Origin of the sequence: Pseudomonas sp. P9_2, assembly GCF_034008255.1 — a bacterium.
In the GTDB taxonomy this organism is placed as follows: Bacteria; Pseudomonadota; Gammaproteobacteria; order Pseudomonadales; family Pseudomonadaceae; genus Aquipseudomonas; species Aquipseudomonas synxantha_A.
On the sequence record NZ_CP125376.1, the window covers coordinates 4863892 to 4889973 of the forward strand.

Genomic DNA, 26082 nt, shown 5'->3' on the forward strand with positions numbered 1-26082 from the left:
AGCGCCCTCCACTTCTTCTCGATGATGACTTCTATGAACAAAATCCTGGCACTGACCGCAGTACTGGCACTGGCCGGTTGCACCACCACTTCAGACACCCTGCTGAAAAATGGCGAGCAAGGCTTGACCATCGACTGCTCGGGCGAGGCCAACTCATGGGCCAGTTGCTACGAGAAAGCCGACGCCTCCTGTGCCGGCACCGGTTACCGCATCGTCGGCACCAATGGCACCCCAGCCCTCAAGGAAAGCGACAAGACCCTGGGCCAGGACGTGGGCAACTTTAAAGGTCGCAGTGTGGTGGTCGTGTGCAAGTAAGCCGTTGCGCTATAGATGCACTTCGGCGAACTTGATCCCAAGGCCACGCAATATTTCAATCAGGTCATCCAGCCGCGGGAATGACTCGACCTCATCCTGATCGTCTACCAGGAAGTAGCTGCGACCGCCGCTTTTCTTGAAGAACACGATCCACTCGCCCAAGTCGGCGGGGTTCTGGATGACATGGGTCGCTGCAATCTGACCTTCGGCGTGGCGGGCTTTGACGATTTCTCGTTTCATAACAGGCTTTCCAGAAAGAACAAATGCCGCTCAATCCCAGGATTGGAGCGGCATCTTTGTAGTGAATGCCCGGCAGTTTAACGGATGCCCTGCCCTGGATGCATACCGCGCCTGCGCGGTGTTGGACTTTTTATCGGGTTCGTAGCTCAGGATGAGCCTCGGCCTCAGCCGGAAATGCACTCTTCCCCGGCTTTCTTCACGTCGCCCGGCCGGATCGGCACGTTGGACATGCTTTCATAGAGCTTGATGCTGCTACCACTGGAGCGGTCTTCGATTTCGAAGATCGCAGAAGGGTCCGCCGAAAACTTCTGCGGCACGATGACCTGGATACCGTCTTTATGGGGTTCGATCTGCGGCGGCCGACGGGTCGCCTCCAGTTTGCGCACAACACACGCCGCATATTCCTGCGGTTTCTTCCCTGAGATGACCACCAACGTTGGCGGGGTCTGCTTGATATCTGCAACCGAAGCACACCCAGCGATTGCCAAGGCCAGCACCAACACACTCCACTTCATACTAAAACCTCCGATAAAGACCCTACGACAGCGGGGATGGTAAATTTCTCCCAGCAACGTAGGATTTATCTCTGATAACACGGTAAATAACTGTTTTTAATTGTCGAAGTCGTCGACGACGGCCCGATAATAAACGCGCTGGGGCTGATAAACTCCATCTTAACCTACGTATCGTTCTGATTTTTCAGAAAAAGCCCTTCTGGAGACACCCGCATGAAATTCATTCACCAGCGTGAGCACCTCAACGAGGGAGACATTGTCGTTATCGAATGTTCACAGACCTGCAACATCCGCTTGATGAGCGATGCGAACTTTCGCAGCTTCAAAAATGGCGGACGCCATACCTACCACGGCGGTGCATTCGATAAATTCCCGGCCAAGATCACTGCACCCAGCACCGGCTTCTGGAACATCACCCTTGATGTGGTCACCCGTCGCGCCATCAGCGTGACCCGCAAGCCAGCGCTGTCCCACAAGATCCGCATCGTTCGTCGCACCAGCACCAAGCTGAGCTGAACCAGCAACTGACAGGAAAAAAGCAGTGACCCATACGACCAAATACGTCATCAAGTACAAGCTCAACGGCGAACGCCGCTTCGAATTTGCCCAGTTGACCGCCAACAGCGTCGAAGAAGCCAAGCAAGCCCTGGCGAAAATTCACGATGCCAGCGACATAATTACCGACATCACCGTGAGCAAGGCGCTGTAAGTCATGCCGGGCCCTACTGCCGATTTGTTCGCCGATGCTGCCCTGCAACAACCTGCCGGGCGCGAGCAGATCGGTGAAGAATCCTACGTTCTAAGGGGCTATGCCCTGCCCTGGATTGAGCGGTTGCTACCTGAGTTGCGGCGCGTGCTGGCCCAGTCCCCCTTTCGGCAAATGGTCACGCCCGGTGGCTTTACCATGTCGGCAGCGCTGAGCAGTTGCGGCGCACTGGGCTGGACCACCGATACCCGCGGCTACCGCTACAGCCCACTCGACCCGCGCAACCAGCAACCCTGGCCGGCCATGCCGGATGCGTTGCGCCAACTGGCCATGGCGGCGGCAACCGAGGCCGGCTTCCGCGACTTTCTGCCTGACGCCTGCCTGATCAACCGTTACGTGCCAGGGGCAAAGATGTCCCTGCACCAGGACAAGAACGAGCGCAGCTACAGCGCGCCGGTGGTCTCGGTGTCCCTTGGCCTGCCGGCGATTTTCCTGTTCGGCGGCCATGAGCGCAGTGACAAAACGCAAAAAGTCTCGCTGTTCCATGGCGATGTGGTGGTGTGGGGCGGGGTTGATCGCCTGCGCTTTCATGGGGTGATGCCGATCAAGGCCGGCGAGCATCCGGTCATGGGCGCGCAACGCATCAACCTGACCTTTCGCACCGCCGGCTAATTTGACCGCAAGCTTCGGAGTTTTACCGGTGGGCGACCCGCTTAATCTGCCCCTGAACCGTCTGGAGTGCAGGCCATGAACAACGAACACGATCCGCGCTGGGCCGCCATCATTGCCCGCGATGCCAAGGCAGATACCCTGTTTGTCTACGGCGTGAAAACCACGGGCGTATATTGCCGCCCCAGCAGTGTTTCGCGTTTGCCACGCCCTGAGAATATCGAGTTCTTCGACACACCGGCCCAGGCCGAAGCCGCGGGTTATCGTGCCAGCAAACGCGCTGCGGGCGATCAGACGCAACTGGCGGCTTACCATGCGCAGTTAGTCGCCGACGCCTGCCGGCTGATCGAACAGGCTGAAACGCCCCCGAGCCTGGATGTACTGGCAGGCCAGGCCGGGTTGAGCCCGTTCCACTTCCATCGTGTGTTCAAAGCCGGCACCGGCTTGACCCCCAAGCGCTACGCCAGCGCCCTGCGCTCACGCAAGGTCCGCGATGGCCTCAAGGGGCAGCAGTCGGTGACAGACGCCCTGTATGACGCAGGCTTTAACGCCAACAGCCGTTTTTATGAAGCGGCTGACCAGCTACTCGGCATGAAACCCAAGGACTACAAAGGCGGAGGCGTCAATAACACCATTCGCTTTGCCGTCGGCCAATGCTCGCTGGGCGCAATTCTGGTGGCGCAGAGTCAGCGTGGCGTGTGTGCGATTTTGCTCGGGGATGATCCGGATAAGCTGGTGCACGATCTACAAGATCAGTTTCCCAAGGCCGAGTTGGTTGGCGCGGATCAGGATTTCGAACAACTGGTCGCCCAGGTGGTGGGCTTTGTCGAAGCCCCTGCCCTGGGCCTGGATCTGCCTCTGGACCTGCGCGGCACTGCCTTTCAGGAACGGGTATGGCAGGCATTGCGCGAAATCCCGGTAGGAAGTACCGCCAGCTATGCCCAGATAGCCGAGCACATCGGCGCGCCCACCGCCTTTCGCGCCGTGGCCCAGGCCTGTGGTGCCAACCACCTGGCGGTGGCGATTCCCTGTCATCGTGTGGTGCGCAGCAATGGTGAGCTTTCGGGGTACCGCTGGGGGGTGGAACGCAAACGTGAGTTGCTGAAGCGCGAAACCCCGCCTTCATAAAACGCCCTACTCGTCCAGTGAATAAAACAGAGTGGCCCGGCGCCAACGGCCCTGCTAAAACAGCGAAATGCCCTACTAACGCTGGAGACGCATCCCATGAGCACCTGGCCAGACCCCCGTATTCTCGACCTGCTGGGCATCGACGTGCCGATCATCCAGGCGCCAATGGCCGGCGCGACGACCACCGCCATGGTCATCGCTGCCCAACGCGCCGGGGCGCTGGGTTCCATGCCTGCCGCAGCGCTGAGTATCGAGCAACTGCGTGAAGCGGTCACTGTCATCCGCCAGGCCAGTACACGGCCGTTGAATCTGAACTTCTTCTGCCATCAGCCGCCTGTAGCTGATGAAGAGCGTGACCGCCATTGGAAGGATGTGCTGCAACCCTACTATCACGAACTTGGTGCCGATTTTGATGCGCCCACCCCCGTGTCCAATCGCGCACCGTTCGACGACGCGGCGTGCCAGTTGGTGGAACAACTGCGCCCGGAAGTCGTGAGCTTTCATTTTGGCCTGCCGGAAAAGTCCTTGCTCGATCGGGTAAAAGCCACGGGCGCCAAAGTGCTGTCCTCGGCTACCACCGTTGAGGAAGCGATCTGGCTGGAAAAACACGGCTGCGACGCAATTATTGCCATGGGCATTGAAGCCGGTGGGCACCGTGGCCTATTCCTCAGCGATGACCTGAACAGCCAGATCGGGTTGATGGCACTGGTGCCGCAAATGGTCGACGCGGTCAGCGTGCCGGTGATTGCCGCAGGCGGCATCGGTGATGCGCGTGGCATCGTCGCGGCCCTTGCCCTGGGCGCCTCGGCAGTCCAGATCGGCACGGCGTACCTGTTCACGCCCGAAGCCAGCATCACCGCCTCTCACCACCACGCGCTGCGCCATGCCCTGGCCAGTGAGACGGCACTGACCAACCTCTTCACCGGCCGCCCGGCGCGGGGCATCGTCAACCGCGTGATGCGGGAGCTCGGCCCGATCAACCCGAGCGCCCCGGCATTCCCCAAAGCCGGTGGTGCGTTAATGCCGCTCAAGGCCAAGGATGAAGCAGGTTTCAGCAACCTGTGGGCGGGCCAGGCACTGGGGCTTGGCAAAGACCTGTCCACTTATGACCTGACGAGTCAATTGTCCGAGCAGGCGTTGACCCGACTCTCGCGCCACTGACATCAGCGGCAACTTTGCACTGTACCGGCAATGGCCAACCGCTATATATTCCCATACATAGCGGTAGAGCCTTCTACCTGAACGCCCCGTACAGCCCAAGGAGTCGCTTCACGATGAACCGTATCTCGCGCCTGGCCCCCCTGCTTGCCGTGTTCGTGCTGGGTTCGGCCCATGCCGATGAAGTGCAGGTGGCCGTGGCCGCCAACTTCACCGCGCCGATCCAGGCAATTGCCGCCGACTTCGAGAAAGACACTGGCCATAAACTGGTCGCGGCTTACGGTGCTACCGGGCAGTTCTACACCCAGATCAAGAACGGCGCGCCGTTCGAGGTGTTCCTCAGCGCCGATGACACTACCCCGCAGAAGCTCGAAAGCGAAGGCCAGACGGTCAAGGGGTCGCGCTTTACCTACGCGGTCGGCACCCTTGCGCTGTGGTCGGCAACAGCAGGCTACGTGGACGCCAAAGGTGAAGTGCTCAAGCACAATCAATTCAAGCACCTGTCCATCGCCAACCCCAAAGCCGCGCCCTACGGGCTGGCGGCCACCCAGGTGCTGGCCAAGCAAGGCTTGACCGAGCAGGTCAAGGACAAGCTCGTCGAAGGCCAGAACATCACCCAGGCCTATCAGTTCGTGTCCACCGGCAACGCCGAGCTGGGCTTTGTCGCCTTGTCGCAGATCTATAAAGACGGCAAAGTTACCCGCGGTTCGGCGTGGATTGTTCCGGCATCCATGCATGACCCGATCAAACAGGACGCGGTGATCCTCAACAAAGGCAAAGACAGCGCCGCTGCCAAGGCGCTGGTTGAGTACCTCAAAGGCCCGAAAGCCGCTGCCATCATCAAATCCTACGGCTACGAATTGTAAATGCCCCTGTCGAGTGCTGATTTTTCCGCGATCTGGTTGACCATCAAGCTGGCGTCACTGACGACTGTGATCCTGTTGATCATCGGCACTCCGATAGCCCTGTGGCTGTCGCGCACCACCTCATGGTGGCGCGGCCCCATCGGTGCAGTGGTCGCATTACCCTTGGTGCTGCCGCCAACGGTCATCGGTTTCTACTTGCTGTTGACGATGGGCCCTAACGGTTACTTCGGCCAGTTCACCCAATGGCTGGGCCTGGGCACCCTGACCTTCAGTTTCGCCGGGCTGGTGATCGGCTCGGTGATCTATTCCATGCCGTTCGTGGTACAGCCGTTGCAGAACGCCCTTTCCGCCATTGGCACACGCCCGCTGGAAGTGGCGGCGACTTTGCGCGCCAATCCGTGGGACACGTTTTTCACAGTGATACTGCCCCTGGCACGCCCGGGTTTTATCACCGCGTCGATTCTCGGCTTTGCCCATACCGTCGGCGAGTTCGGCGTGGTGTTGATGATTGGCGGCAATATCCCGGACAAGACCCGAGTGGTCTCGGTGCAAATATACGACCACGTCGAAGCCATGGAATATGCCCAGGCCCATTGGTTGGCCGGCGCCATGGTGGTGTTCGCGTTCCTTGTATTGCTGGCGCTGTACTCCAGCCGCAAGACCCGGATGGGCTGGAGCTGATCGCGATGATTGATATACGCCTGAAGTTGAAATATTCCGCCTTTGCGCTGGACGTGGACCTGCAATTGCCTGGGCGCGGGGTGACCGCGTTATATGGGCAGTCCGGCTCCGGCAAGACCACTTGCCTGCGCTGTATCGCCGGTCTGGAGCGCGCCGAGGAAGGTTTTGTACAGATCAATGATGAGGTCTGGCAAGACAGCCGCAACGGGCTGTTCGTACCGCCGCATAAACGCGCCCTGGGGTATGTATTCCAGGAGGCAAGCCTGTTTGCTCACCTGTCGGTGCGGGCCAATCTGGAGTTCGGCCTCAAGCGCATCCCGCGCACGCAACGCCATGTGGATATGGCCCAGGCCACCGAGCTGCTGGGCATCGGTCACCTGCTTGAGCGTCCCCCCCAGCACCTGTCCGGGGGCGAGCGTCAGCGCATCGGTATCGCCAGGGCCTTGCTCACCAGCCCCAGGCTGTTACTGATGGATGAACCGCTGGCCGCCTTGGACAGCAAACGCAAAAACGAGATCCTGCCCTACCTGGAGCGCCTGCACGACGAACTGGACATCCCGGTGCTGTACGTCAGTCACGCCCAGGATGAAGTCGCGCGCCTGGCCGACCATATCGTCCTGCTCAGCGACGGCAAGGCCCTGGCCAGCGGCCCCATCGGCGAAACCCTGGCGCGTCTCGATTTGCCCCTGGCCCTGGGCGACGATGCCGGCGTGGTGATCGCCGGCAGCGTCATTGCCTACGACGCGCACTATCAGTTGCTCACCCTGCAACTGCCTGACTGCCGATTGCAGATTCGCGTGGCCCATGCGCCGGTGGCGGTGGGTAAACCGTTGCGGGTCAAGATCCAGGCACGGGATGTGAGCCTCAACCTGCAAGCGGACGAACACAGCAGCATCCTCAATCGTTTGCCCGTAACGGTCATCCAGGACATGGGGGCGGATAACAGCGCCCATGTGCTGGTACGCCTGGATGCCGGCGGCACACCATTGCTGGCACGTATCACACGTTTCTCCCGCGACCAGCTGCAACTGCATCCGGGCCAGGTGCTGTGGGCGCAAATCAAGGCGGTGGCGGTGCTGGCTTAAGCAATTGGCACGACCGCAAAACGCTGCGGTCAATCAGACATACCGGCCTGATTTGTTGCCAAGGAACCCGCACCATGCCCGACTCTTCGTTGCCCGCCGACCTGCCCCGTGACCTGCATTATGTGGATGACACCCAGCCTGGAATCCGCCGTAAAAAGCTGCGGGGCAAGTTTCAATACCTGGACGCAAAAGGCCAGCGCATTACCGATGCCGATGAAATCAAACGTCTGAACGCGCTGGCGGTACCGCCCGCCTACACCGATGTGTGGATCTGCGCCGACCCGCGCGGCCATCTGCAAGCCACCGGCCGCGACGCTCGTGGCCGCAAGCAATACCGTTACCACCCACGCTGGCGCGAAGTGCGTGACAGCGACAAGTATTCGCGGTTGCAGGCATTCGGCAGCGCCTTGCCAAAATTGCGCAAACAGCTGGAAGCCCAAATCGCCGAGCCCGGCTTTACCCGCGAAAAGGTGCTGGCCACGGTGGTGATGTTGCTGGACGCCACGCTGATCCGCGTCGGCAATACCCAATACGCCCGCGAGAATAAATCCTACGGCCTGACCACCCTGCGCAATCGCCACGTGGACATCAAGGGCAGCGAAATCCAGTTTCAGTTTCGCGGCAAAAGCGGTGTCGAGCACCAAGTGAGCGTCAAGGACCGACGCCTGGCCCGCGTGGTCAAGCGCTGCATGGAATTGCCCGGGCAGAACCTGTTCCAGTACCTGGACGAAGACGGTGAACGCCACACCGTCAGTTCCCATGACGTCAACGCTTACCTGCACGAACTCACCGGCGAAGACTTCACCGCCAAGGACTACCGCACCTGGGCGGGCACCGCGATGGCATTGGCGGTGTTGCGCGAATTGGCGTGGCAGCCGGAGTCAGACGCCAAGCGGCACGTGGTAGGAATGGTCAAGGACGTGGCCAGGCAGTTGGGCAACACGCCCGCCGTGTGCCGCAAGTGCTACATCCACCCCGCGGTGCTTGAGCATTTCAGCCTCGGTGAACTGTCGAAACTGCCCAAGCCACGAGTGCGCAAGGGGCTGAAAGCCGAGGAAGTCGCCCTGGCGATGTTCCTGGAGAAGCTGGCCGAAGACTTGCCGCACAAAGCCAAGGTGGGTTAGCCTTTGCGCCCCTTCTGATTTACGGGACGAGCGCCGACGTGAACAACTAAGCCTTCCAGAATGTATCCGCAACGAGCCGCCTGGCGCGCTTGTTGGCCTGTCCGACATTTTTTTGGAGGTGCTGATGACTGACGTCAACCGGCTGCCCGTTCTTGTTTCGCTGCAACATGTGTCTTTCCAGTTCGCCAATGGCGAAACCTTGCTGGAGGACGTGAGCCTGTCCATTGATCGCACCCACACCGGCATCGTTGGGCGCAATGGCCGTGGCAAAAGTATCCTGGCGAAGTTGATCGCTGGCATCCTGCAACCGTCCTCAGGCACATTGAAAAGACCACTCAGCCTGATCTATGTGCCCCAGGCGTTGACGATTCAAGCGGGAGAAACGGTCGCCCATATCACCGGCACCGCCCCTGCCCTCGCCGCCCTGGAGCGTATGGCGCGCGGCGACGGCCGCCTGGGCGATCTGGAACTGATCGATGATCGCTGGGACCTCGCAGAGCGCCTGCGCCTGGCATTGGATGCCGCAGGCTTGCCCTCACTCACCGCCGACACCCAGGCCGACCGACTCAGTGGCGGCCAACTGGCCAGGGTCGCGCTGATCGGAGCGCTGTTGGCGGCACCGCAATTGTTGATCCTGGACGAACCCAGCAACCACCTCGACAGCGCCGGGCGCGAGTGGCTGTTGCGCGAACTGGCCGATTGGCGCGACGGCCTGGTGGTGGTCAGCCATGACCGCCAATTACTCGACACCATGGCGCGAATCATCGAATTATCGCCCCTAGGCGTTCAGGTGTATGGCGGCAACTACGCTGCCTATCGACAGCAACGCGATACCCAACAGCACGCCGCTATCGCCGCATGGGAACATGCGCGCCAGGAACGTAGCCGTGAGCGTCGGCGCTTGCAAAAAGACCATGACAACCTCCAGCGTCATGCTGCGCGCTCACGCAAGCAGGCCGAGACCGCCAACGTCGACCGTTTTACCAAAGCCCGCTGGAAAAGCGCTGCCAAGGAAGTCGTCAGCACGGTGCGCAGTGCCCACCACGATCACAAACAGCAACTCGACGCCCAGGTACGCCAAGCCTACGCGCGCGTAGTGGATGAGACGCCGACCCTGCTCGCCTTGCCAGGCTCGGCAGTACCCAACGGCCGGCAGGTCCTGACGCTGGAACATGCGCAATTGCCCTGGCTCGACCCCAAGGCGTCGGGCACCTACCTGACGATCAGCCTGTCGGGGGCCGCACGCGTTGCCGTACGCGGGCCGAACGGTTGCGGTAAATCCACCCTGCTCAAATTACTTGCAGGCCAGTGGCAGGCGGTCAGTGGCGAATGCACAGTGGCGGTTCCCAGCGCTTATATCGATCAGCAGCTGGCGTTGCTGGATGACCGGTGCAGCATTGTCGAGCAGCTCAACCTGCTCGACACGCCGTTGGCCGAAGCCGAACTGCGCACGCGCCTGGCGCTGCTGCAGCTGGATGCTTCGCGGGTCACGCGGCCGACCGGGCAACTCAGCGGTGGCGAGCGCTTGAAAGCCGCCATGGCCGTTGCCTTGTGGCGTGATACACCGGCGCAATTGTTGCTCCTGGATGAACCCACCAACCACTTGGACCTGGAGTCGGTGCTTGCCTTTGAGCAGGCCTTGAAGGGATTTACCGGCGCGATGCTGGCCGTGTCACACGACCCTGCATTCTTGCAGGCGATCGAGCCGACTCATCATCTGACCTGGCACCCCACAGGCTGGCAACTGGAACGTGCCTGAGGTCATTGCGCATACACGCAAAGCGTCCTACGGTAGTGGCCGAATAATCTCATCGTGGAAACCAGCCCCATGCTGCCTTCGTCCCGCAAGCCTTACACCAATGCCACGCTCGCCCATCGCCAGCGCTGGCGTGGCCGCGTGGGCTTGATGCTGGTGGCCTGCCTGTCAGTGCTGGCGGGCATGACCGATGCCATTGGCTTTATGGCCAGCGGCGATTTCGTCTCGTTCATGAGCGGCAACACCACGCGCCTGGCGGTGGCCATCAGCGCGGGTGACCTGGGGCTCACCGGGCGTCTGGTGTTGCTGGTTGCCGCCTTTGTGGTCGGTAATGCCTTGGGTGTAGTGGTCAGCCGTTTCAGCAAGCGCCACGCACTGCCGTTGTTGCTGTGCATCGGCGCCTTGCTCTGCGGCGCGGCGCTGTTGCCGGCAACCGACACCTTGCCCGCGTTGCTCGCGGCAATTATTGCCATGGGCATGCTCAACGCGGCGGTCGAAGAAGTGAACGGATTACCCGTGGGGCTCACGTACGTCACCGGGGCGCTCTCACGTTTTGGTCGCGGGCTGGGGCGCTGGGTAATGGGCGAGCGTCGCAATGGTTGGCGCGTGCAATTGATTCCGTGGGCCGGAATGTTTGTCGGTGCCGTGATCGGCGCGCTGCTGGAGCAGCAAATGGGACTGCGCGCACTGTGGGTCAGTGGTGCATTGGCGGGGTTATTGGGGCTGGTGACTTTGATGATTCCGCGACGCTGGCACTTGGGTTTTATGCCGCGTTGAGGCTGAACAAAGAGGTGCTCGCTCGACGTTTAAGCCTCGACATCCGTGTACCGGTAAAGAGCCATCACGTCGAGCGAGCGATTGAATCATAAGGCAATGCCCGGCGGCTGTCCCGCCAGGCGTTTCGGAATCGGGTTAAGGCAAGGTATTACAGACAAGTGGCAAGCGCTGCCAGGCGACGTTTGGCTGGCATGTTGTCCTCCACGGCATAGTATTTGACGGTAGAACCCGCTCCTGTGCTTTGTATGTCAACAAAGTAGTCGCCGGCCGTGGTGTAGACGGTGTAGCCACCTGCCTCGGTGGGCTCTTTGAAACCGCCGGCATCAACGCCGAACACGCGCTCATCCTGCCAGCCGAACTGAATGCACTGGGCGACCACCAGGGTGGCCTTGTCCGATGCCAGGGTTTTATAGGGGCTGCCTGCACGCGCCTCTTTCATCTTCGAGCCCGCGCAACCGGCCAGTGCGGCCAGTACCAATGCACCGATTACCATCTTGAACATGCCTGTGCTTCCTTGGAAAAACCGTGACTCTACCACTGTGCCGCGGCCAACTGACGCGCCCATGAACTTTGTTTCACTGTGACGGGCCAACCCGCCGTCTATAGTGGCCAAGCTCATTTTTTGGAAGTCTCCCTTCTGCCCGCCCTCCCGCGGGTTTTTTTTTGCCCTGGCGTCAGAACCACCAGCGAAACAGATAGAACAGCGCCATGCTCAACAGCACAGTGATCAGCACACTGCGCGTCCAGAACATCAAGGCCACGGCGCAGATACCTGCGAGCAAGTAAGGGTTGCTCGGGCTCAGGTTGAGCCGATGATCTGCCAGGAAAATAATCGGCCCGCAGATCGCCGTAAGCATCCCCGGCACGGCAAAGCCCAGGAACTCACGGGCGCCACGATTAAGCCTCACCGGCAAACGTGGCTCGATAAACAGGTAGCGGTTGAAAAACACCATAAGGCCCATGGCCACAATCATCAGGTAAATCATCGCTGCCCAACTCCCAATCGCTTGCAGGCAAAACCTGCGCTCATCCCCAGTACACCCGAGACCACCACCGCCGACTCCCAGTGCAAATAACTCAACCACACCGAACACAGCAGCGAGACCGCGACGCACACCACGGTCGGCACATCGCGCACCACCGGAGTGATCAGGGCGATAAAGGTTGCGGCAATGGAAAACTCCAGCCCCAACTGATCAAGGCCCGGAATGCTTTTGCCCAACACAATGCCGGCCAGGGTGAACAGGTTCCAGATGATGTAAAACGTCAGGCCGACGCCCAATGCGTACCAGCGATTGAAGGTCTGGCGGTCATAGTGGTTGACCAGGGCAAAGAATTCATCGGTCAGCAGGAAACCCAGGCTCATGCGCCACCGGACATTGAGCGACGACAACGTGGGACGCATGTGCATGCCATAGAGCAGATGCTGGGAGGTCAGTAACAAAGTGGTGAGTACGATGGATATCAGGCTGGCACCGCTCTTGACCATGCCGATGGCCACCAACTGCGCCGCGCCGGCAAACACGATGGCAGACAAGCCTTGGGCTTGCAGCGGGGTAAATTGCGCATCGATGGCCATGGAGCCGGCGAGCAACCCCCACGGGGCGCAGGCAAGAGACAAGGGAATAACGGCGATGGCGCCGCGAGTGAAGGCGTAATGAGGTAATGCAGTGGGCATGGAAACGGCTCATCGACGGACAGTCGACAAGCATGCCAGCGCAATCAGGGGCTTGTCTTGAACGATCTTGCTCAGGCGAGCCTCACCGAAACCTGCTCCACCGAATCCCGCGCTTCACGCAGTTCGTACGCGTCCTGGTTCAGCCGGTGGATGGTGTTGAGCAGGCGCTGGCGCAGCACTTCGTCACCGAGTTTTTCCACGGCGCGCATCAGGTCGAACGCCGCGGTTTCGTTATTTTCCGCGACGGAATCCAGGGTCTTGCGCAGGTTGCGAGTGGCACGGGTCACGCGGGTTCTTCCTTCATGAGCAATGAGCAGGCACTGTAGGACCTTTGTGTTTCATTTTAATTTCAAACAGTTGTGGCTGTTTCACGGGCATTTGATCCATATCAACTGAAACCGGATTTGACCAAAACATATGGAAATACGTATATTCGAATAACCATATATGGATACCCTGATCATGTCGGATCTCCTCTCTCCTCCCAGCCTGTTCAAGTGCCTGGCTGATGCCACCCGCGCTCGGATGACCCTATTGATCCTGCGCGAAGGCGAACTTTGCGTATGCGAACTGATCCATGCCTTGGACGATAGCCAGCCGAAGATATCCCGTCATCTGGCGCAACTGCGCAGTTGCGGGCTGCTGCTGGACCGCCGTCAAGGGCAATGGATCTACTACCGCATCAACCCGGCACTGCCCGCCTGGGTCACACAGGTGTTGGACACCACCCTGCAAGCCAACCAGCCATGGTTGCAGAACGACGCGCTGCGTCTGGATGCAATGGGCGACAGACCACAACGGGCCAGCATTGGGTGCTGAGCCATCGGAGCGTTTATTCATGCTTGTCGCAATTGCGATTTTCCTCGTCACCATCGTACTGGTCATCTGGCAGCCCAAGGGCCTTGGCGTGGGTTGGAGTGCCAGCCTGGGCGCGATCCTGGCCCTGGGTTGCGGGGTGATCAGCCTGGCGGACATCCCCGTGGTGTGGCACATCATCTGGAATGCCACCGGTACCTTCGTCGCGCTGATCATCATCAGCCTGTTGCTCGACGAAGCCGGCTTCTTTGCCTGGACCGCCCTGCATGTGGCACGTTGGGGCCGTGGCCGCGGCCGGCGGTTGTTTGCCTATATGGTGCTGCTCGGTGCGCTGGTGTCGGCGCTGTTTGCCAATGACGGTGCGGCGTTGATTCTCACGCCCATCGTGATGTCGATGCTGCTGGCCCTGCGCTTTTCACCGGCGGCGACCCTGGCATTCGTCATGGGCGCCGGGTTTATCGCCGATACGGCGAGCCTGCCATTGGTGGTATCGAACCTGGTAAACATCGTCTCGGCTGATTATTTCAAGATCGGCTTCAACGAATATGCTGCCGTGATGGTGCCGGTGAACCTGGTCAGCGTGGCCGCGACCCTGGCAGTGCTGCTGTGGTTTTTCCGCCGGGACATTCCCCAGACCTACGACCCGGCCGACCTGGAAGACCCCGCCAGTGCCATCCACGACCCAGCGACGTTCCGCGCCGGTTGGTGGGTACTGGGTATTCTGCTCATCGGCTGTTTCGCCCTGGAACCGCTGGGCATTCCCATCAGTGCGATTTCCGCCGTCTGCGCCGTACTGCTGCTGGTGATTGCCGCCAAGGGCCACAAGATTTCCACGCGCAAAGTCCTCAAGGAAGCGCCCTGGCAGATCGTGATTTTTTCCCTGGGCATGTACCTGGTGGTGTATGGCCTGCGTAATGCCGGCCTGACTGACTACCTGGCAACCTGGCTGGACACCTTCGGCACCTACGGGGTGTGGGGCGCGGCGATGGGCACCGGAGTGCTGACGGCGCTGCTCTCATCGGCGATGAATAACCTGCCGACGGTGCTGATCGGCGCGCTCTCCATCGAGTCCAGCCATGCCGTGGGCGTGGTCAAGGATGCGATGATCTACGCCAACGTGATCGGCAGCGACCTGGGCCCGAAAATCACCCCCATCGGCAGTTTGGCCACCTTGCTGTGGCTGCATATCCTGGCGCGCAAAGGCATCACTATCACTTGGGGTTACTACTTCAAGGTCGGAATCGTGCTGACCTTGCCGGTGCTGCTGATCACCCTCGCCGCCCTCGCCTTGCGCCTGAGCGTTTAAAGGAGCCTGCAATGAAAGTGCTGTTCATGTGTACCGCCAACAGTTGCCGCAGCATTTTGTCCGAGGCGATGTTCAACCACTTGGCGCCGCAGGGCTTCAAGGCGGTCAGCTCCGGCAGTTTCCCCAGGGGCCAGGTATTGCCGCGCAGCCTGACGACGCTGCAGGCGGCGGGCATCCGTATTGAAGGCTTGTACAGCAAGGGCAATGACGCCTTCGAAGACAGCCCGCCGGATGTGGTCATCACCGTGTGCGATAAAGCAGCCGGTGAAGCGTGCCCGGTGTATTTCGGCCCGGCGCTGAAGGCGCATTGGGGCTTGGCAGACCCTTCCGAGGTGCAGGGTGATGAGGCGCAAGTAGACACTGCATTCAAGGCCACCCTCGACATTATCGCCGCACGCTGCGAGGCGTTTTTTGCGCTGCCCTTTGCAAATTTATCGCCGGATGAATTGAAGGCTGAACTCGACCGCATTGCCTCAACGCCGCAGCTTGTGTAGGAGCGAGCTTGCTCGCGAAAAATTCACAGGCACCGCGTTCATCCAGCAAACACGCGTTATCGTTGACGTTTTTCGCGAGCAAGCTCGCTCCTACAGAGGACGTGGTATCCCCCTCCCGGACTGACGTATGCTTTCGCACTTTCTCGAAAGGAACTGAGCATGCTGTCGATCTTTGTCTACGCGCTGGTATTCGGTTTTGTGTTTTGCCTGTCTCCCGGCGCCGTGCTGGCTGAGACCCTGCGTCGCGGCTTGCTGCATGGTTTCACACCGGCGCTGATGGTGCAGTTTGGTTCCCTCGTAGGCGATGCCGTCTGGGCGGTGATCGGCCTCACCGGTATCGCACTGCTGATTCAGCATGATGCGGTGCGAGTGCCACTGACGATCGTCTGTGCGCTGTACCTGGCCTGGCTGGGCATCCGCAGCCTGATTGATGCCTGGCAGTTACCCGCAACCGACAACGTCCCTGCCAGCTCAGGCAAAAATGCGTTGGCCGTAGGCGCGGCGATCTCCCTGGCCAACCCGAAGAATATTGTCTACTGGGGCGCCCTGGGCAGCGCCCTGTCGGGCATCGTCGGCGCAACTCCCAGCCACGGGCAGACCCTGATGTTTTTTGCCGGATTCATGCTGGCGTCGGTGCTCTCGTGTTTTCTCACCGCCGCGTTGGTGAATCTGCTGCGCAAGAATGCATCACCGACCTGGCAACGCGTGAGTTATGCGGCGTGCGGTTTAGTATTGATCTATCTGGCGATACTCGCCGCGCAAGGTATATAAAGTTATCCGGCCAGTAACTTTCACATGCCTCTTGTCTGAACAAACTCTGAACGCGGGCTGATTTAATTAATCATGCGTTGACATTCTGTAACGCTCTGAGTAGATTGCCCGTGCCCGCAACTGGGGCCTTTTTTAAACCTCACAAAAGAAGCCAATGGACACAGTATCTAGTCGCTGTCCGAGCACCGCCTCTGCGGGCATCGGGCGCCAAACCCAGAATATGACAGGACTCGCCTTCCAGGTCCGGTAAGCTGCGCTAGAGCTTGATGCTCCACCGTAACTGCCTCACCGGTCGCGTGTCCGGTCCCGAGGTGTGTTATGACCTTCCAACTCATTGCTTTACCCGATGTACCTGCACTGGCCGCAGCCTTGCGCGCCAAGCTGTGCCGCGAGCCCGTGGGCTTCAGACCAACCCGCCCGGCCTTTGCTGCACCCTCCTCCCAGGCACGCCCGGTACCGCCGCTGGCGCACTGGCGTATCTGCCCTGACAGCGGCCAACTGGTGCAGCACTGGGATCACGCCGACCCTCAAGACCCACAGAGACCCAAGGTTTCCAGCCTGGCGCAAGCCAGCTTGATGCTCGGTCTTTACGTGAGCGCTCGCGCCGCCTGAGCTGGCTGGAAACAACAACTTTCTTACTAAGACCCTGGAGTTCTTTATGAACAAATCCAGTAGTAGCCCGCTGCCCGTTAGTTAACTAACGGGCTATCAGCGGGCCTGACAGAAGTTATGTGAATACTTTATTTAAACCGATCGCGAAGTCCGCGGCTCGGCATGCTTTCGCTCGCCTGCGTGCAGGTAAGTACCGGGTATGTTTTGTCGAGAATTGGCGACAGGAGTACAGACAATGAGCGCCGTAAAAAACACGCCTCTGCACAAGAAAAATGGCACCGCTGCCGACACCAAACTGTCGATGCGCGCCGCCCGTGAAGCCCACAATGGCCTGGCGGCCACCCTTGCCAATGTACGTGCCACCCAGGACGGCCTGACCGAACTGGACGCCTCGGCGCGTCTGCAACGGGAAGGCTATAACGAAGTCGCCCATGACAAGCCGCCACACGCCATCGTCCAGTTTCTGCAGGCACTGAACAACCCGTTCATCTACGTGCTGTTGACCCTGGGCGGCATCAGCTTTGTCACCGACTATTGGTTGCCACTGCAGGCAGGTGAAGAAGTCGATCTGACCAAAGTCATCATCATCATGACCATGGTGTTGCTCAGCAGCCTGCTGCGCTTCTGGCAGGAACACCGTTCGGCCAAATCCGCCGAGGCCCTGAAGGCGATGGTACGCACCACCGCCACCGTGCTGCGTCGCGAACAGGTCGGCGCCCAGCCCACTTTGCGCGAAGTGCCGATGCGTGATCTGGTGGCCGGCGACATCGTGCAGTTGTCGGCCGGCGACATGATCCCCGCCGACATCCGCCTGATCGAGTCCCGCGACCTGTTTATCAGCCAGGCCGTGCTGACCGGTGAAGCCTTGCCGGTGGAGAAGTACGACACCCTGGGCGATGTCACGCAAAAATCCGCCTCCAACCTCGCCGCCGACCAAGGCAATCTACTGGACCTGCCGAACATCTGCTTCATGGGCACCAACGTGGTGAGCGGCCGCGCCAAGGCGGTGGTGGTGGCTACCGGACCGCGCACTTACTTCGGCTCCCTGGCCAAGGCGATTGTCGGCTCGCGGGTGCAAACCGCCTTCGACCGTGGCGTGAACAGTGTCAGTTGGCTGCTGATCCGCTTCATGTTGGTGATGGTGCCGATCGTGTTCTTCCTCAATGGCTTCTCCAAGGGGGACTGGGGCGATGCCTTCCTGTTTGCCCTGGCGGTGGCCGTCGGCCTGACCCCGGAAATGCTGCCGATGATCGTCAGTGCCAACCTGGCCAAAGGCGCTACAGCCATGGCCAAGCGCAAAGTGGTGGTCAAGCGCCTCAACGCGATCCAGAACTTCGGTTCAATGGATGTGCTGTGCACCGACAAGACCGGCACCCTGACCCAGGACAAGATCATCCTTGAGCATCACGTCAACGCCTTCGGCCAGCGCGACGATGCGGTGCTGTCCCTGGCCTGGCTCAACAGCTTTCACCAGAGCGGCATGAAGAACCTGATGGACCAGGCCGTGGTGCAGTTCTCGGCGCAAAACCCCAAGTTCCAGATGCCATTTGCCTACAGCAAGGTCGATGAATTGCCCTTCGACTTTGTACGCCGTCGCCTGTCGATCGTGGTCAAGGATGCCGCCGATGACCAGTTGCTGGTGTGCAAAGGGGCCGTGGAAGAGATGCTGAGCATCTCGACCCACACCCTGGAAGACGGCGCCGCCGTGCCTCTGGACGATCGCCGTCGCGAGGCACTGCTGGCGATTGCCAACGACTACAACGAAGACGGTTTCCGGGTACTGGTGGTCGCAACCCGCCATATCCCCAAGGCATTGGCGCGTCAGCAATACACCACTGCCGATGAACGCAACCTGGTGATCCAGGGCTTCCTGACCTTCCTCGACCCGCCGAAGGAAACCGCGGGCCCGGCAATTGCCGCGCTGCAACAGATTGGCGTGGCGGTCAAAGTGTTGACCGGCGACAACGCGGTGGTCACCAGCAAGATCTGCCGCCAGGTTGGCCTCGAACCCGGCCAGCCGCTGCTGGGCGTGGAAATCGAAGCCATGGACGACGCCACCCTGCTGCGCCGCGTGGAAGAACGCACGGTGTTCGCCAAGCTGACGCCACTGCAAAAATCCCGTGTGCTCAAGGCGCTGCAAGCCAACGGCCATACGGTGGGCTTTCTCGGCGACGGCATCAACGATGCACCGGCGCTACGGGATGCCGACGTGGGTATTTCGGTGGACAGCGGCACGGATATCGCCAAGGAGTCGGCCGACATCATCCTGCTGGAAAAGAGCTTGATGGTGCTGGAAGAAGGCGTGCTCAAGGGCCGCGAAACCTTCGGCAATATCATGAAGTACCTGAACATGACCGCCAGCTCCAACTTCGGCAACGTGTTCTCGGTGCTGGTAGCCAGTGCGTTCATTCCGTTCATGCCGATGCTGGCGATCCACCTGTTGCTGCAGAACCTGATGTACGACATCTCCCAACTGGCTCTGCCGTGGGACAAGATGGACAAGGAATACCTCGCCAAACCGCGCAAGTGGGATGCGAAAAACATCGGCCGCTTCATGATCTGGATCGGGCCGACCTCATCAATCTTCGACATCACCACCTTTGCCCTGATGTGGTACGTGTTCTCGGCCAACAGTGTGGAAATGCAGACGCTGTTCCAATCAGGTTGGTTTATCGAAGGGCTGCTCTCGCAAACCCTGGTGGTGCATATGCTGCGCACCCGCAAGATTCCGTTCTTCCAGAGCACGGCCGCCTGGCCGGTGTTGATGATGACCTGCATCGTGATCGCCCTGGGCATCTACGTGCCGTTCTCGCCGCTAGGCACCCTGGTGGGTCTGCAACCGCTGCCGATGGCGTACTTCCCATGGTTGGTAGGCACCCTGCTGGCTTACTGCTGCGTCGCTCAACTGATGAAAACGATCTACATCCGCCGCTTCAAGCAGTGGTACTGATCCCCCGCCATTCAAACGGTGGTGGTCGCCCGGCCGCCGCCGTGCAATACAAGGATGCTCCCTATGCGCGTCTTGATCTGTGCAGGTCGTCATTACGCCGACACCAAAAAGTCCCGCCACGTGCTGGACGCTTACCACCGCCTGCACCCAGTGCAGGTGTTGATCCACGGCGGCAACCAGTTCCTCGGCAGCGAGATCGAGGAATGGGCGCGGGAAATCGGTATCGACGTGGTGCGCTACCCACCCAATTGGCAGCGCCACGGCAAGCAGGCGGAACGCCAGCGCAACCACTTCATGCTGGCCGACAGCCGCCCCGACCTGATCATCGCCCTGCCCGGCGGTGACGATACCTCGGAGCTGGTCTGCCAGGCCAAAGCCAGCGGCATTTCGGTGCTGACCGTAGAAAGCTGAATTCAAGCGAGGTGCATCATGCACAACCCACACAACCCGAAGCACACGGACGGGTTTGCCAAATATCGCGCGCGCCATTTGCGCAGGGCGCGTCCCACCCTGCTGCTCTTGCCACCGGCCAAGCGCCGCGCCTTGCAGCGCAACCTGATCTTTATCGGCGTGACGCTGGGCACGCTGTTAATCCTCGCCCTGGTTTCCAAGGCGAATGCTGCCGGCGGCGCCTACGTGGTAGATGATGGCGCGATCAATGCGCCAGGCGAATGCAACATCGACGCCTGGCACACCGCCAATCGGCACGCAGGCAGTACGCACAACGAAACCTTGTCCCCGGCCTGCACGCTCAGCGGTATGCCATGGGTGCAGTGGGGCGCGGCGTTATCGCGGGCCACTGACGCGGGAAAGGGCGAAACGCAAGTCAGCCCACAGGTGAAGGCGCAGCTGTTGTCACGAGAAGACCTGGGGCTGGAGTTGGCAGTCGCCGCCGGGGCACACATTGCCCTCGATCGCCAGCACGCATTCGACGGCGCTGACTTCAACCTGCCGTTAACGTGGCAGGCCATGGATGCACTGCGCCTGAACCTGAATGCCGGCTGGAACCATGCCTATAACGACGGCGCGCAACAGCACCGCCTGACCTGGGGTATGGGTTTCGAATACCAGCTTGCGCAGGTGTTGACGTTGATTGGCGAACGCTATGGCCAGGAAGGCGGTGAACAAGCATGGCAGGCGGGGCCGAGATTCCACGTCGGCAAGTTTGTCGACGTGGACCTGGTGGTCGGGCGCAGTTTGACTGGGGACCGTGCCCAGTGGCTGACCACTGGGGCGACTTTCAGGTTCTAGGCCTTGGCCTGTTGCTCCAGGTGGACCTGCAACTGCGGGTCGATTTGCAGCTGCCCGGCCAGATCGTCCAGGTAGTTGCGCTCGGCGTCCTGCTGATCATTGACCAGCAGGACGCTGGCCAGGTAAATCTCCGAAGCGATTGCTGGGTCCTTGGCATATTCAGCGAAATCTGCGGCATCCAGTGGCTTGGCGACTTCGGCGTCGAGCCACTGCTGCAGTTGTGGATCGTCGGTATGACGGCCGATCTCGGTAGAGATCATCTTTTTCTCTTGCTCATCGATCCTGCCGTCCGCCTTGGCTGCTGCGATCATTGCACGCAGTACGCCGTGGCTATGGGCTTCGGCTTCAGGCCCTTCAAGCTGGTCAACGGTCTGGATGGCTTGCTGCGGCGCAGTCGCCTGCTGACGTTGCCACGCTTGATACGCCTGGAATGCGGCCATGCCGAGAGATGCCAGCGCCGCGTAATTCATTCCGCCGCTGCTACGCGTCTGGGTCGTGCCGCCTGCCGGAGCGCCGCCCAACAAGCCACCCAGGCCACCCAGTAAACCACCCAAGCCGCCACCGGCTGATGCATTGCCGGTACCGGCGTTTTTCAACAAACCTCCAAGCAATCCGCCCAGGCCGCCGCCCGAAGCGCCGCCGCTTTGCTGCCCTGCTCGCCACAGTTGTTCCAGTAGATCGCTGGTATTCATGGTGTCGCCCTCCCGGGGCGCAATAATGGCGTTTATCAAACATAGTTCGCCTGCGATGGAACACCATGACCGCCGGGCGGGCAAGCTTTATGATGTCGCCACCATGCCGTCAAGGGAGAACCGCGGTGAACCGTATCGAGCATATTGGGTTGATGGCCCACTACAATCAATGGATGAACCGTAAGGTCTACGCCGCCGCCGGCACCTTGACCGACGCGGAGTTGACAGTGGATCGCCAGGCGTTTTTCGGCTCGATCCTCGGCACCTTGAACCACCTGACGCTGGGCGACACAGTCTGGCTCAAGCGCTTTGCCGAACATCCGGCGGGCTTTCGCGCGTTGGCACCGTTGAGTGACATCCCTACACCGGTGGATCTCAAGCAATTGGCCTTTGCCAACTTGAGTGAACTGTCAGCCCATCGCGCCTGGCTGGATCAATTGATCATTGATTGGGCCAACACGCTGCAGGAGTCTGATCTGGACCAGCGCCTGCGCTACCACAACATGCGCGGCGTGGCAGGTGAGAAGCCCTTCTTCGGCCTGCTGGTGCACTTTTTCAACCACCAGACCCACCACCGGGGCCAGGTGACAACACTGCTGACCCAGGCTGGCGTGGACGTAGGTACTACCGACCTGCTGGCACTGATTGACTGAACGCGGGCACAGCGCATAACACAAATCTTGTGGGAGCGGGCTTGCTCGCGAATGCAGTACGTCAGGCACTGAGCCAGTTACTGAAGCACAGCTTTCCCGAGCAAGCCCTCTCCTTTACTTCACCTTGCTGCTCAACGTCTCCACACTGCGCTTCAAATCATCCAGGCCGCGCTTGAGGCCGGCGATTTCGTCTTTCTGCCGATCTATCGTATTTTTCTGCTCATCCACCGTGCGCTTGAGACTCGACAACTGGCTATCACTGCTGCTGGAACTCGACCCGTCTTTACGCTTGAACTCGTCAAATGCACGATCCTGATCATCCATTTTGGTTTTCAGGCTTTGCAGCTCGCTTTCGCTACGCTTTTGCGCCGCTTGCAACGCCTCGATATCGCCGACGGAAATACTCGACGACTTCAACACATAGGTATTGCCCGCCTCTACCGAGGCGCCCGTCAATCTGTCTGTCGACGATGCACTGAACTCTCCCCACCGCACCGAACTCGCCGCCTGCGCCGGGCCAGCTATCGCCGCACCCAACAGCCCCACCACGCCTGCAGCCATCATCCAAGAACGCCTACGGACACTGAGCATCAACTGACTCCTTTGCGATTTGCCGGGATGGCATGTCGCTATGACTGTCATTTATGAGGCTTGTTCCTGCGGCGCAAGCATTCATCAGGACTTAACCCCAAGGCCCTGTAGATCACTGATCTGCCACACTTTTTCATCGGTATCTTTATGCAGGAAAGCGCGCTTCGAGGTTGCGCCGAAGCGACAGGATCTATATATTCCCAACCCTGCTACACCGCGCTACCGCCCGAATGGCGAAACTGGTAGACGCATGGGACTTAAAATCCCCCGCTCGTAAGGGCGTCCCGGTTCGATTCCGGGTTCGGGCACCATAGATATCAAGGGCTTGCCAGGGAAACCTGAGCAGGCCCTTATCCTTTCTGCTCCGCAATTCTCTCCAAGCTCTACGAAAACCAACTGGCTCTAGAAACTTCCATCATGGAGTTGTCGAGCCGGGTGGAAGCAGCGAGGGCTAGAGTGCTTATTCACTCCAGATTGAATACTAGGAAATGGGCCTATGCGAAAGAACTCGAGTGAATAACAATTATTTCAAAAACCTATTTAACCACTCGTCGGAATCGACGCATTGGCAAGGTAATAACACCTTGCATTTTCCCGTCTGTAGGCTTGACTGCGGAAGCAGGTAGAACAATAAACTCATGCAACACATTGCATTTTACTTGGAGTCCAGTATTGAGCTGGACTCCAGTATCAATTGAATAGGGCGCCAGCGAGTTAACCTAACTACGGATTTTCTGTAGCAGTGGCAAGTCTGCAGCTTTATTTTAAATAGGGAGCCAACTCATGGAATTTAAAATCCAAAAGGAATGCAAATATGGCTATCACAATTACAAACGGCGCAAGCAGAATTGTCAAAGTTGCAGTAAGTGCATGGCATACTGATACAAACCCCAGCGAGGACTACTACCCAATAGAGCAAGGTAATAGCGACACGTGGACGCGCAGCGATTCAAGAGGCTATTTAATGGTCGTCCAAGGTCTAGCAAAGACAAACGAGTACTACATTTCTTCCAGCAGCAAAATCGTTATCGAGGATGACCGTGTCAAAGATCACGGCCAATCTATTAGCCCACTAACGTCTGTAAATGCCTGATGTGTGTCGATAAACGCATGTAGAGGTCACTCAAAACAGGAGACGGCCGAGAAAATTCATGCCCGGGTCGGAGTTGCCAACCCGACACATTAGTAAGTATTGGCACGTCCTCTTCAGTATTTTGGTGCTTCTATAGTTCCCCCATCTGCAAAAAACTCCGTAGATGTCAATCTACGGGGTTTTTAAGAGTGGAGGCCAAGGTTTTTTGCAAGAGCAATCTACGGGCGAGTGAGATCAAATCGTTCGTTCGCTTTCGTTGTTATCTCGAAGCGAGAGCAATGCCAGGCAGAAGACAGCTTCATGACCGATCTCTACACACTGACCGGCTAACTGACCGAGTCAGCATGAGAAGGGGTCTGGCCGTGATCAACATATTGAGGGCGAGCCATCAATACGCCACCACACTACTTAGCCGTCTCTTGGATGCACCTTTAGAACCGTGAATTACCGGCCCGCAATAAAATCAGTCAATTGACTCACCAACCCAAGGTTGTCTTAATAATTTTTAAGAATATATCAACAAGTTATATACCATATTTAATTTTTAAATAACACTAAACCCATAAGTCCTTTATAAATGACTACCACAACAAGAAGGCAACGAAAACGTGATAAGCATATAACACTTCAAATCAATGGACACGAAGGAATGTACTCGTATGACTATCTTGGCGAAAAATCTTGTTAGCCCACTCACCACTTCGGCGCAGCTCCGAACAAGTGAAGATTACCAGGCACTCTATAATTTTTCACATACCTATGATCGAGGAGGATTTAATTCCTCACAGGGCAAGCCGTCTTACACTATTGCGCAGGCCGCGGATGAAATAACTCGAGGAGGTTACTATTGGGGTGACAACGACCACAATGGGAAATACAACTTCACCTACAGCTTTCTGACTTCAGAAAGTCAAGCATACGCCTCCGAGAATGTGTCTGGATTCAGCGCATTCAACGCTCAACAGAGATCCCAGGCAGCCCTTTCGTTCCAATCCTGGTCGGACGTCGCCAACATTTCATTCATCGAATCCAGAAGCGGAGGCGACGCACATATATCACTGGGCAATTATAGTAATGACCTGCAGCATGGAGGTGCCAGGTCAGCTTTCGCCTTCTACCCTAATAACAGCGGAAATAGCGATGCGTTGTTTTATACCAATCAAAACTATCAAGAAAATTTAACACCGGCAAACGGCAATTATGGTCGTCAAACCTTGACCCATGAAATTGGTCACACGCTTGGACTGCAGCATCCAGGTTCGTACGACGCCAGTGTGGGTCAACCGTCGTATTCGGATGCGAAATATGCCGAAGATACACATGCTTACTCCGTGATGAGTTACTGGAGCGAGAGCAACACCAACCAGAACTTCAGTAAAGGTGGTGTCGAAGCCTATGCTGCGGGCCCGCTGATCGACGACATCGCCGCGATCCAGAAGCTCTACGGTGCCAACTACAGTACTCGCGCCGGTGACACGACCTACGGATTCAACTCCAATACCGGGCGCGATTTCCTCACTGCCACATCCGATGCCGACAAGCTGGTGTTTTCGGTATGGGACGGCGGCGGCAAAGACACTCTGGACTTCTCCGGTTTCACTCAAAACCAGAAGATCAACCTTACTGCCACCTCGTTTTCTGATGTGGGCGGCCTGGTGGGCAACGTGTCGATCGCCAAGGGCGTTACCATCGAGAACGCATTCGGCGGTTCGGGCAACGACCTGATCATTGGTAACCAGGTCGCCAACCTTATCAAAGGCGGAGCCGGTAACGACCTCATCTACGGAGGTGGCGGCGCAGACCAATTGTGGGGCGGCGCCGGCAACGACACGTTCGTGTACGGTGCCAGTTCCGATTCCACGCCACGCGCTGCGGACAAGATCTTTGACTTCACCTCGGGCTCCAACAAGATCGACCTGTCGGGCATCACCAAAGGTGCGGGCTTGAGCTTCGTCAATGCATTTACCGGCCATGCCGGCGATGCTGTGCTGAACTATGCCTCGGGTACCAACCTGGGCACCTTGGCCGTGGACTTCTCCGGGCACGGTGTGGCGGATTTCCTCGTCACCACCGTCGGCCAGGCAGCCGTCAGCGACATCGTGGCGTGATACAAAGCGCGGCGCTTCGTGCGCCGCGCTCAGTGATTGGAAAGGAG

The 26082-nt window shown here is 58.9% G+C and carries 31 protein-coding genes and 1 tRNA gene; 24 read left to right on the plus strand and 8 right to left on the minus strand.

Annotated features, from left to right (window positions below; all coding sequences use genetic code 11):
* Positions 1–33: 33 nt before the first annotated feature.
* Positions 34–315 carry a hypothetical protein gene (locus QMK52_RS21620; RefSeq protein WP_005788201.1) on the plus strand — a complete coding sequence of 94 codons (282 nt, stop codon included), beginning with the start codon at positions 34–36 and terminating at the stop codon, positions 313–315.
* A 9-nt stretch (positions 316–324) separates the two neighbouring features.
* Here the strand turns inward: QMK52_RS21620 and QMK52_RS21625 are convergent, their stop codons facing one another.
* Both QMK52_RS21625 and QMK52_RS21630 read right to left on the minus strand, forming a co-directional pair.
* Positions 325–555, minus strand: a complete 231-nt coding sequence (locus tag QMK52_RS21625; protein WP_005788199.1) for a hypothetical protein — start codon at positions 553–555, stop codon at positions 325–327.
* A gap of 164 nt (positions 556–719) precedes the next feature.
* Positions 720–1070, minus strand: a complete 351-nt coding sequence (locus QMK52_RS21630) for a hypothetical protein (RefSeq protein WP_005788197.1) — start codon at positions 1068–1070, stop codon at positions 720–722.
* Positions 1071–1283: 213 nt separating this feature from the next.
* Between QMK52_RS21630 and QMK52_RS21635 the strand changes: the two genes are divergently transcribed.
* The 11 genes from QMK52_RS21635 (at position 1284) to QMK52_RS21685 (ending at position 11020) form a co-directional block, all read left to right on the plus strand.
* On the plus strand, positions 1284–1586 hold the full coding sequence (locus QMK52_RS21635) for a DUF1883 domain-containing protein (RefSeq protein WP_003173824.1): 303 nt from the start codon (positions 1284–1286) through the stop codon (positions 1584–1586).
* 25 nt (positions 1587–1611) lie between these two features.
* Positions 1612–1779 (plus strand): hypothetical protein, encoded by a 168-nt coding sequence (locus QMK52_RS21640; RefSeq protein ID WP_005788194.1) that lies wholly within the window; start codon positions 1612–1614, stop codon positions 1777–1779.
* Between the two features lie 3 nt (positions 1780–1782).
* Entirely contained in the window at positions 1783–2448 is a 666-nt protein-coding gene (gene alkB, locus QMK52_RS21645) for a DNA oxidative demethylase AlkB (protein WP_005788193.1), read from the plus strand.
* A gap of 75 nt (positions 2449–2523) precedes the next feature.
* Entirely contained in the window at positions 2524–3573 is a 1050-nt protein-coding gene (gene ada, locus QMK52_RS21650; protein WP_320403386.1) for a bifunctional DNA-binding transcriptional regulator/O6-methylguanine-DNA methyltransferase Ada, read from the plus strand.
* Positions 3574–3669: 96 nt separating this feature from the next.
* Positions 3670–4734: a nitronate monooxygenase gene (locus QMK52_RS21655; RefSeq protein WP_320403387.1), complete on the plus strand. Its 1065-nt coding sequence runs from the start codon at positions 3670–3672 to the stop codon at positions 4732–4734.
* A gap of 113 nt (positions 4735–4847) precedes the next feature.
* Positions 4848–5597, plus strand: a complete 750-nt coding sequence (gene modA, locus QMK52_RS21660) for a molybdate ABC transporter substrate-binding protein (protein WP_320403388.1) — start codon at positions 4848–4850, stop codon at positions 5595–5597.
* On the plus strand, positions 5598–6278 hold the full coding sequence (gene modB / locus QMK52_RS21665) for a molybdate ABC transporter permease subunit (protein WP_320403389.1): 681 nt from the start codon (positions 5598–5600) through the stop codon (positions 6276–6278).
* A gap of 5 nt (positions 6279–6283) precedes the next feature.
* Positions 6284–7363: a molybdenum ABC transporter ATP-binding protein gene (gene modC / locus QMK52_RS21670; RefSeq protein WP_122735166.1), complete on the plus strand. Its 1080-nt coding sequence runs from the start codon at positions 6284–6286 to the stop codon at positions 7361–7363.
* Positions 7364–7437: 74 nt separating this feature from the next.
* Positions 7438–8487: a DNA topoisomerase IB gene (locus QMK52_RS21675; RefSeq protein ID WP_122735168.1), complete on the plus strand. Its 1050-nt coding sequence runs from the start codon at positions 7438–7440 to the stop codon at positions 8485–8487.
* Positions 8488–8611: 124 nt separating this feature from the next.
* Entirely contained in the window at positions 8612–10246 is a 1635-nt protein-coding gene (locus QMK52_RS21680; protein WP_320403390.1) for an ABC-F family ATP-binding cassette domain-containing protein, read from the plus strand.
* 69 nt (positions 10247–10315) lie between these two features.
* Positions 10316–11020, plus strand: coding sequence for a YoaK family protein (locus QMK52_RS21685; protein ID WP_320403391.1), 705 nt, complete (start codon positions 10316–10318; stop codon positions 11018–11020).
* A 148-nt stretch (positions 11021–11168) separates the two neighbouring features.
* Here the strand turns inward: QMK52_RS21685 and QMK52_RS21690 are convergent, their stop codons facing one another.
* From QMK52_RS21690 to QMK52_RS21705, 4 genes are all read right to left on the minus strand, one after another.
* Positions 11169–11522: a hypothetical protein gene (locus tag QMK52_RS21690; protein WP_005788175.1), complete on the minus strand. Its 354-nt coding sequence runs from the start codon at positions 11520–11522 to the stop codon at positions 11169–11171.
* Positions 11523–11694: 172 nt separating this feature from the next.
* On the minus strand, positions 11695–12006 hold the full coding sequence (locus QMK52_RS21695; RefSeq protein WP_320403392.1) for an AzlD domain-containing protein: 312 nt from the start codon (positions 12004–12006) through the stop codon (positions 11695–11697).
* Complete coding sequence (locus QMK52_RS21700) at positions 12003–12698, minus strand: AzlC family ABC transporter permease (protein ID WP_005788171.1); 696 nt, start codon at positions 12696–12698, stop codon at positions 12003–12005. Before QMK52_RS21700 ends, QMK52_RS21695 begins: the two co-directional genes overlap by 4 nt.
* 71 nt (positions 12699–12769) lie before the next feature.
* Positions 12770–12985, minus strand: a complete 216-nt coding sequence (locus QMK52_RS21705) for a hypothetical protein (protein ID WP_005788169.1) — start codon at positions 12983–12985, stop codon at positions 12770–12772.
* A gap of 175 nt (positions 12986–13160) precedes the next feature.
* Here QMK52_RS21705 and QMK52_RS21710 point away from each other — a divergent pair, with 175 nt between their 5' ends.
* From QMK52_RS21710 to QMK52_RS21745, 8 genes are all read left to right on the plus strand, one after another.
* Positions 13161–13517 carry a metalloregulator ArsR/SmtB family transcription factor gene (locus QMK52_RS21710; protein WP_320403393.1) on the plus strand — a complete coding sequence of 119 codons (357 nt, stop codon included), beginning with the start codon at positions 13161–13163 and terminating at the stop codon, positions 13515–13517.
* Between the two features lie 19 nt (positions 13518–13536).
* Positions 13537–14820, plus strand: coding sequence for an arsenic transporter (locus QMK52_RS21715; RefSeq protein WP_320403394.1), 1284 nt, complete (start codon positions 13537–13539; stop codon positions 14818–14820).
* 11 nt (positions 14821–14831) lie between these two features.
* Positions 14832–15314, plus strand: coding sequence for an arsenate reductase ArsC (locus QMK52_RS21720; RefSeq protein ID WP_122735181.1), 483 nt, complete (start codon positions 14832–14834; stop codon positions 15312–15314).
* A gap of 159 nt (positions 15315–15473) precedes the next feature.
* Positions 15474–16085 (plus strand): LysE family transporter, encoded by a 612-nt coding sequence (locus tag QMK52_RS21725; protein WP_320403395.1) that lies wholly within the window; start codon positions 15474–15476, stop codon positions 16083–16085.
* Between the two features lie 318 nt (positions 16086–16403).
* Positions 16404–16697 carry a hypothetical protein gene (locus QMK52_RS21730; RefSeq protein WP_320403396.1) on the plus strand — a complete coding sequence of 98 codons (294 nt, stop codon included), beginning with the start codon at positions 16404–16406 and terminating at the stop codon, positions 16695–16697.
* Positions 16698–16932: 235 nt separating this feature from the next.
* Entirely contained in the window at positions 16933–19647 is a 2715-nt protein-coding gene (gene mgtA / locus QMK52_RS21735; protein ID WP_320403397.1) for a magnesium-translocating P-type ATPase, read from the plus strand.
* Positions 19648–19710: 63 nt separating this feature from the next.
* Entirely contained in the window at positions 19711–20058 is a 348-nt protein-coding gene (locus QMK52_RS21740) for a DUF2493 domain-containing protein (RefSeq protein ID WP_005788155.1), read from the plus strand.
* Between the two features lie 18 nt (positions 20059–20076).
* Positions 20077–20898 carry a hypothetical protein gene (locus QMK52_RS21745; protein ID WP_005788153.1) on the plus strand — a complete coding sequence of 274 codons (822 nt, stop codon included), beginning with the start codon at positions 20077–20079 and terminating at the stop codon, positions 20896–20898.
* On the opposite strand, the gene QMK52_RS21750 is transcribed toward QMK52_RS21745, so the two are convergent.
* The gene (locus QMK52_RS21750) at positions 20895–21590 is read right to left on the minus strand and encodes a tellurite resistance TerB family protein (protein ID WP_320403398.1); all 696 of its coding nucleotides are present in this window, start codon (positions 21588–21590) and stop codon (positions 20895–20897) included. The two genes, QMK52_RS21745 and QMK52_RS21750, sit on opposite strands and share 4 nt — an antisense overlap.
* A gap of 125 nt (positions 21591–21715) precedes the next feature.
* Here QMK52_RS21750 and QMK52_RS21755 point away from each other — a divergent pair, with 125 nt between their 5' ends.
* Positions 21716–22243, plus strand: coding sequence for a DinB family protein (locus QMK52_RS21755; RefSeq protein WP_005788149.1), 528 nt, complete (start codon positions 21716–21718; stop codon positions 22241–22243).
* Between the two features lie 114 nt (positions 22244–22357).
* Here QMK52_RS21755 and QMK52_RS21760 read toward each other — a convergent pair whose 3' ends face one another.
* Positions 22358–22834 carry a hypothetical protein gene (locus QMK52_RS21760; RefSeq protein WP_005788147.1) on the minus strand — a complete coding sequence of 159 codons (477 nt, stop codon included), beginning with the start codon at positions 22832–22834 and terminating at the stop codon, positions 22358–22360.
* 224 nt (positions 22835–23058) lie between these two features.
* Between QMK52_RS21760 and QMK52_RS21765 the strand changes: the two genes are divergently transcribed.
* From QMK52_RS21765 to QMK52_RS21775, 3 genes are all read left to right on the plus strand, one after another.
* Positions 23059–23145 (plus strand) — tRNA-Leu (locus tag QMK52_RS21765).
* A gap of 503 nt (positions 23146–23648) precedes the next feature.
* The gene (locus QMK52_RS21770; RefSeq protein WP_078821311.1) at positions 23649–23927 is read left to right on the plus strand and encodes a hypothetical protein; all 279 of its coding nucleotides are present in this window, start codon (positions 23649–23651) and stop codon (positions 23925–23927) included.
* 659 nt (positions 23928–24586) lie between these two features.
* On the plus strand, positions 24587–26035 hold the full coding sequence (locus QMK52_RS21775; RefSeq protein ID WP_320403399.1) for a serralysin family metalloprotease: 1449 nt from the start codon (positions 24587–24589) through the stop codon (positions 26033–26035).
* Positions 26036–26082 lie beyond the last annotated feature (47 nt).

Bases quoted from the DNA above. Each gene is read 5' to 3' on its own strand.
- QMK52_RS21620 (WP_005788201.1), top strand. From the start codon at position 34: ATGAACAAAATCCTGGCACTGACCGCAGTACTGGCACTGGCCGGTTGC.
- QMK52_RS21625 (WP_005788199.1), bottom strand. From the start codon at position 555: ATGAAACGAGAAATCGTCAAAGCCCGCCACGCCGAAGGTCAGATTGCA.
- QMK52_RS21630 (WP_005788197.1), bottom strand. From the start codon at position 1,070: ATGAAGTGGAGTGTGTTGGTGCTGGCCTTGGCAATCGCTGGGTGTGCT.
- QMK52_RS21635 (WP_003173824.1), top strand. From the start codon at position 1,284: ATGAAATTCATTCACCAGCGTGAGCACCTCAACGAGGGAGACATTGTC.
- alkB (WP_005788193.1), top strand. From the start codon at position 1,783: ATGCCGGGCCCTACTGCCGATTTGTTCGCCGATGCTGCCCTGCAACAA.
- ada (WP_320403386.1), top strand. From the start codon at position 2,524: ATGAACAACGAACACGATCCGCGCTGGGCCGCCATCATTGCCCGCGAT.
- QMK52_RS21655 (WP_320403387.1), top strand. From the start codon at position 3,670: ATGAGCACCTGGCCAGACCCCCGTATTCTCGACCTGCTGGGCATCGAC.
- modA (WP_320403388.1), top strand. From the start codon at position 4,848: ATGAACCGTATCTCGCGCCTGGCCCCCCTGCTTGCCGTGTTCGTGCTG.
- modB (WP_320403389.1), top strand. From the start codon at position 5,598: ATGCCCCTGTCGAGTGCTGATTTTTCCGCGATCTGGTTGACCATCAAG.
- modC (WP_122735166.1), top strand. From the start codon at position 6,284: ATGATTGATATACGCCTGAAGTTGAAATATTCCGCCTTTGCGCTGGAC.
- QMK52_RS21675 (WP_122735168.1), top strand. From the start codon at position 7,438: ATGCCCGACTCTTCGTTGCCCGCCGACCTGCCCCGTGACCTGCATTAT.
- QMK52_RS21680 (WP_320403390.1), top strand. From the start codon at position 8,612: ATGACTGACGTCAACCGGCTGCCCGTTCTTGTTTCGCTGCAACATGTG.
- QMK52_RS21685 (WP_320403391.1), top strand. From the start codon at position 10,316: ATGCTGCCTTCGTCCCGCAAGCCTTACACCAATGCCACGCTCGCCCAT.
- QMK52_RS21690 (WP_005788175.1), bottom strand. From the start codon at position 11,522: ATGTTCAAGATGGTAATCGGTGCATTGGTACTGGCCGCACTGGCCGGT.
- QMK52_RS21695 (WP_320403392.1), bottom strand. From the start codon at position 12,006: ATGATTTACCTGATGATTGTGGCCATGGGCCTTATGGTGTTTTTCAAC.
- QMK52_RS21700 (WP_005788171.1), bottom strand. From the start codon at position 12,698: ATGCCCACTGCATTACCTCATTACGCCTTCACTCGCGGCGCCATCGCC.
- QMK52_RS21710 (WP_320403393.1), top strand. From the start codon at position 13,161: ATGTCGGATCTCCTCTCTCCTCCCAGCCTGTTCAAGTGCCTGGCTGAT.
- QMK52_RS21715 (WP_320403394.1), top strand. From the start codon at position 13,537: ATGCTTGTCGCAATTGCGATTTTCCTCGTCACCATCGTACTGGTCATC.
- QMK52_RS21720 (WP_122735181.1), top strand. From the start codon at position 14,832: ATGAAAGTGCTGTTCATGTGTACCGCCAACAGTTGCCGCAGCATTTTG.
- QMK52_RS21725 (WP_320403395.1), top strand. From the start codon at position 15,474: ATGCTGTCGATCTTTGTCTACGCGCTGGTATTCGGTTTTGTGTTTTGC.
- QMK52_RS21730 (WP_320403396.1), top strand. From the start codon at position 16,404: ATGACCTTCCAACTCATTGCTTTACCCGATGTACCTGCACTGGCCGCA.
- mgtA (WP_320403397.1), top strand. From the start codon at position 16,933: ATGAGCGCCGTAAAAAACACGCCTCTGCACAAGAAAAATGGCACCGCT.
- QMK52_RS21740 (WP_005788155.1), top strand. From the start codon at position 19,711: ATGCGCGTCTTGATCTGTGCAGGTCGTCATTACGCCGACACCAAAAAG.
- QMK52_RS21745 (WP_005788153.1), top strand. From the start codon at position 20,077: ATGCACAACCCACACAACCCGAAGCACACGGACGGGTTTGCCAAATAT.
- QMK52_RS21750 (WP_320403398.1), bottom strand. From the start codon at position 21,590: ATGAATACCAGCGATCTACTGGAACAACTGTGGCGAGCAGGGCAGCAA.
- QMK52_RS21760 (WP_005788147.1), bottom strand. From the start codon at position 22,834: ATGCTCAGTGTCCGTAGGCGTTCTTGGATGATGGCTGCAGGCGTGGTG.
- QMK52_RS21770 (WP_078821311.1), top strand. From the start codon at position 23,649: ATGGCTATCACAATTACAAACGGCGCAAGCAGAATTGTCAAAGTTGCA.
- QMK52_RS21775 (WP_320403399.1), top strand. From the start codon at position 24,587: ATGACTATCTTGGCGAAAAATCTTGTTAGCCCACTCACCACTTCGGCG.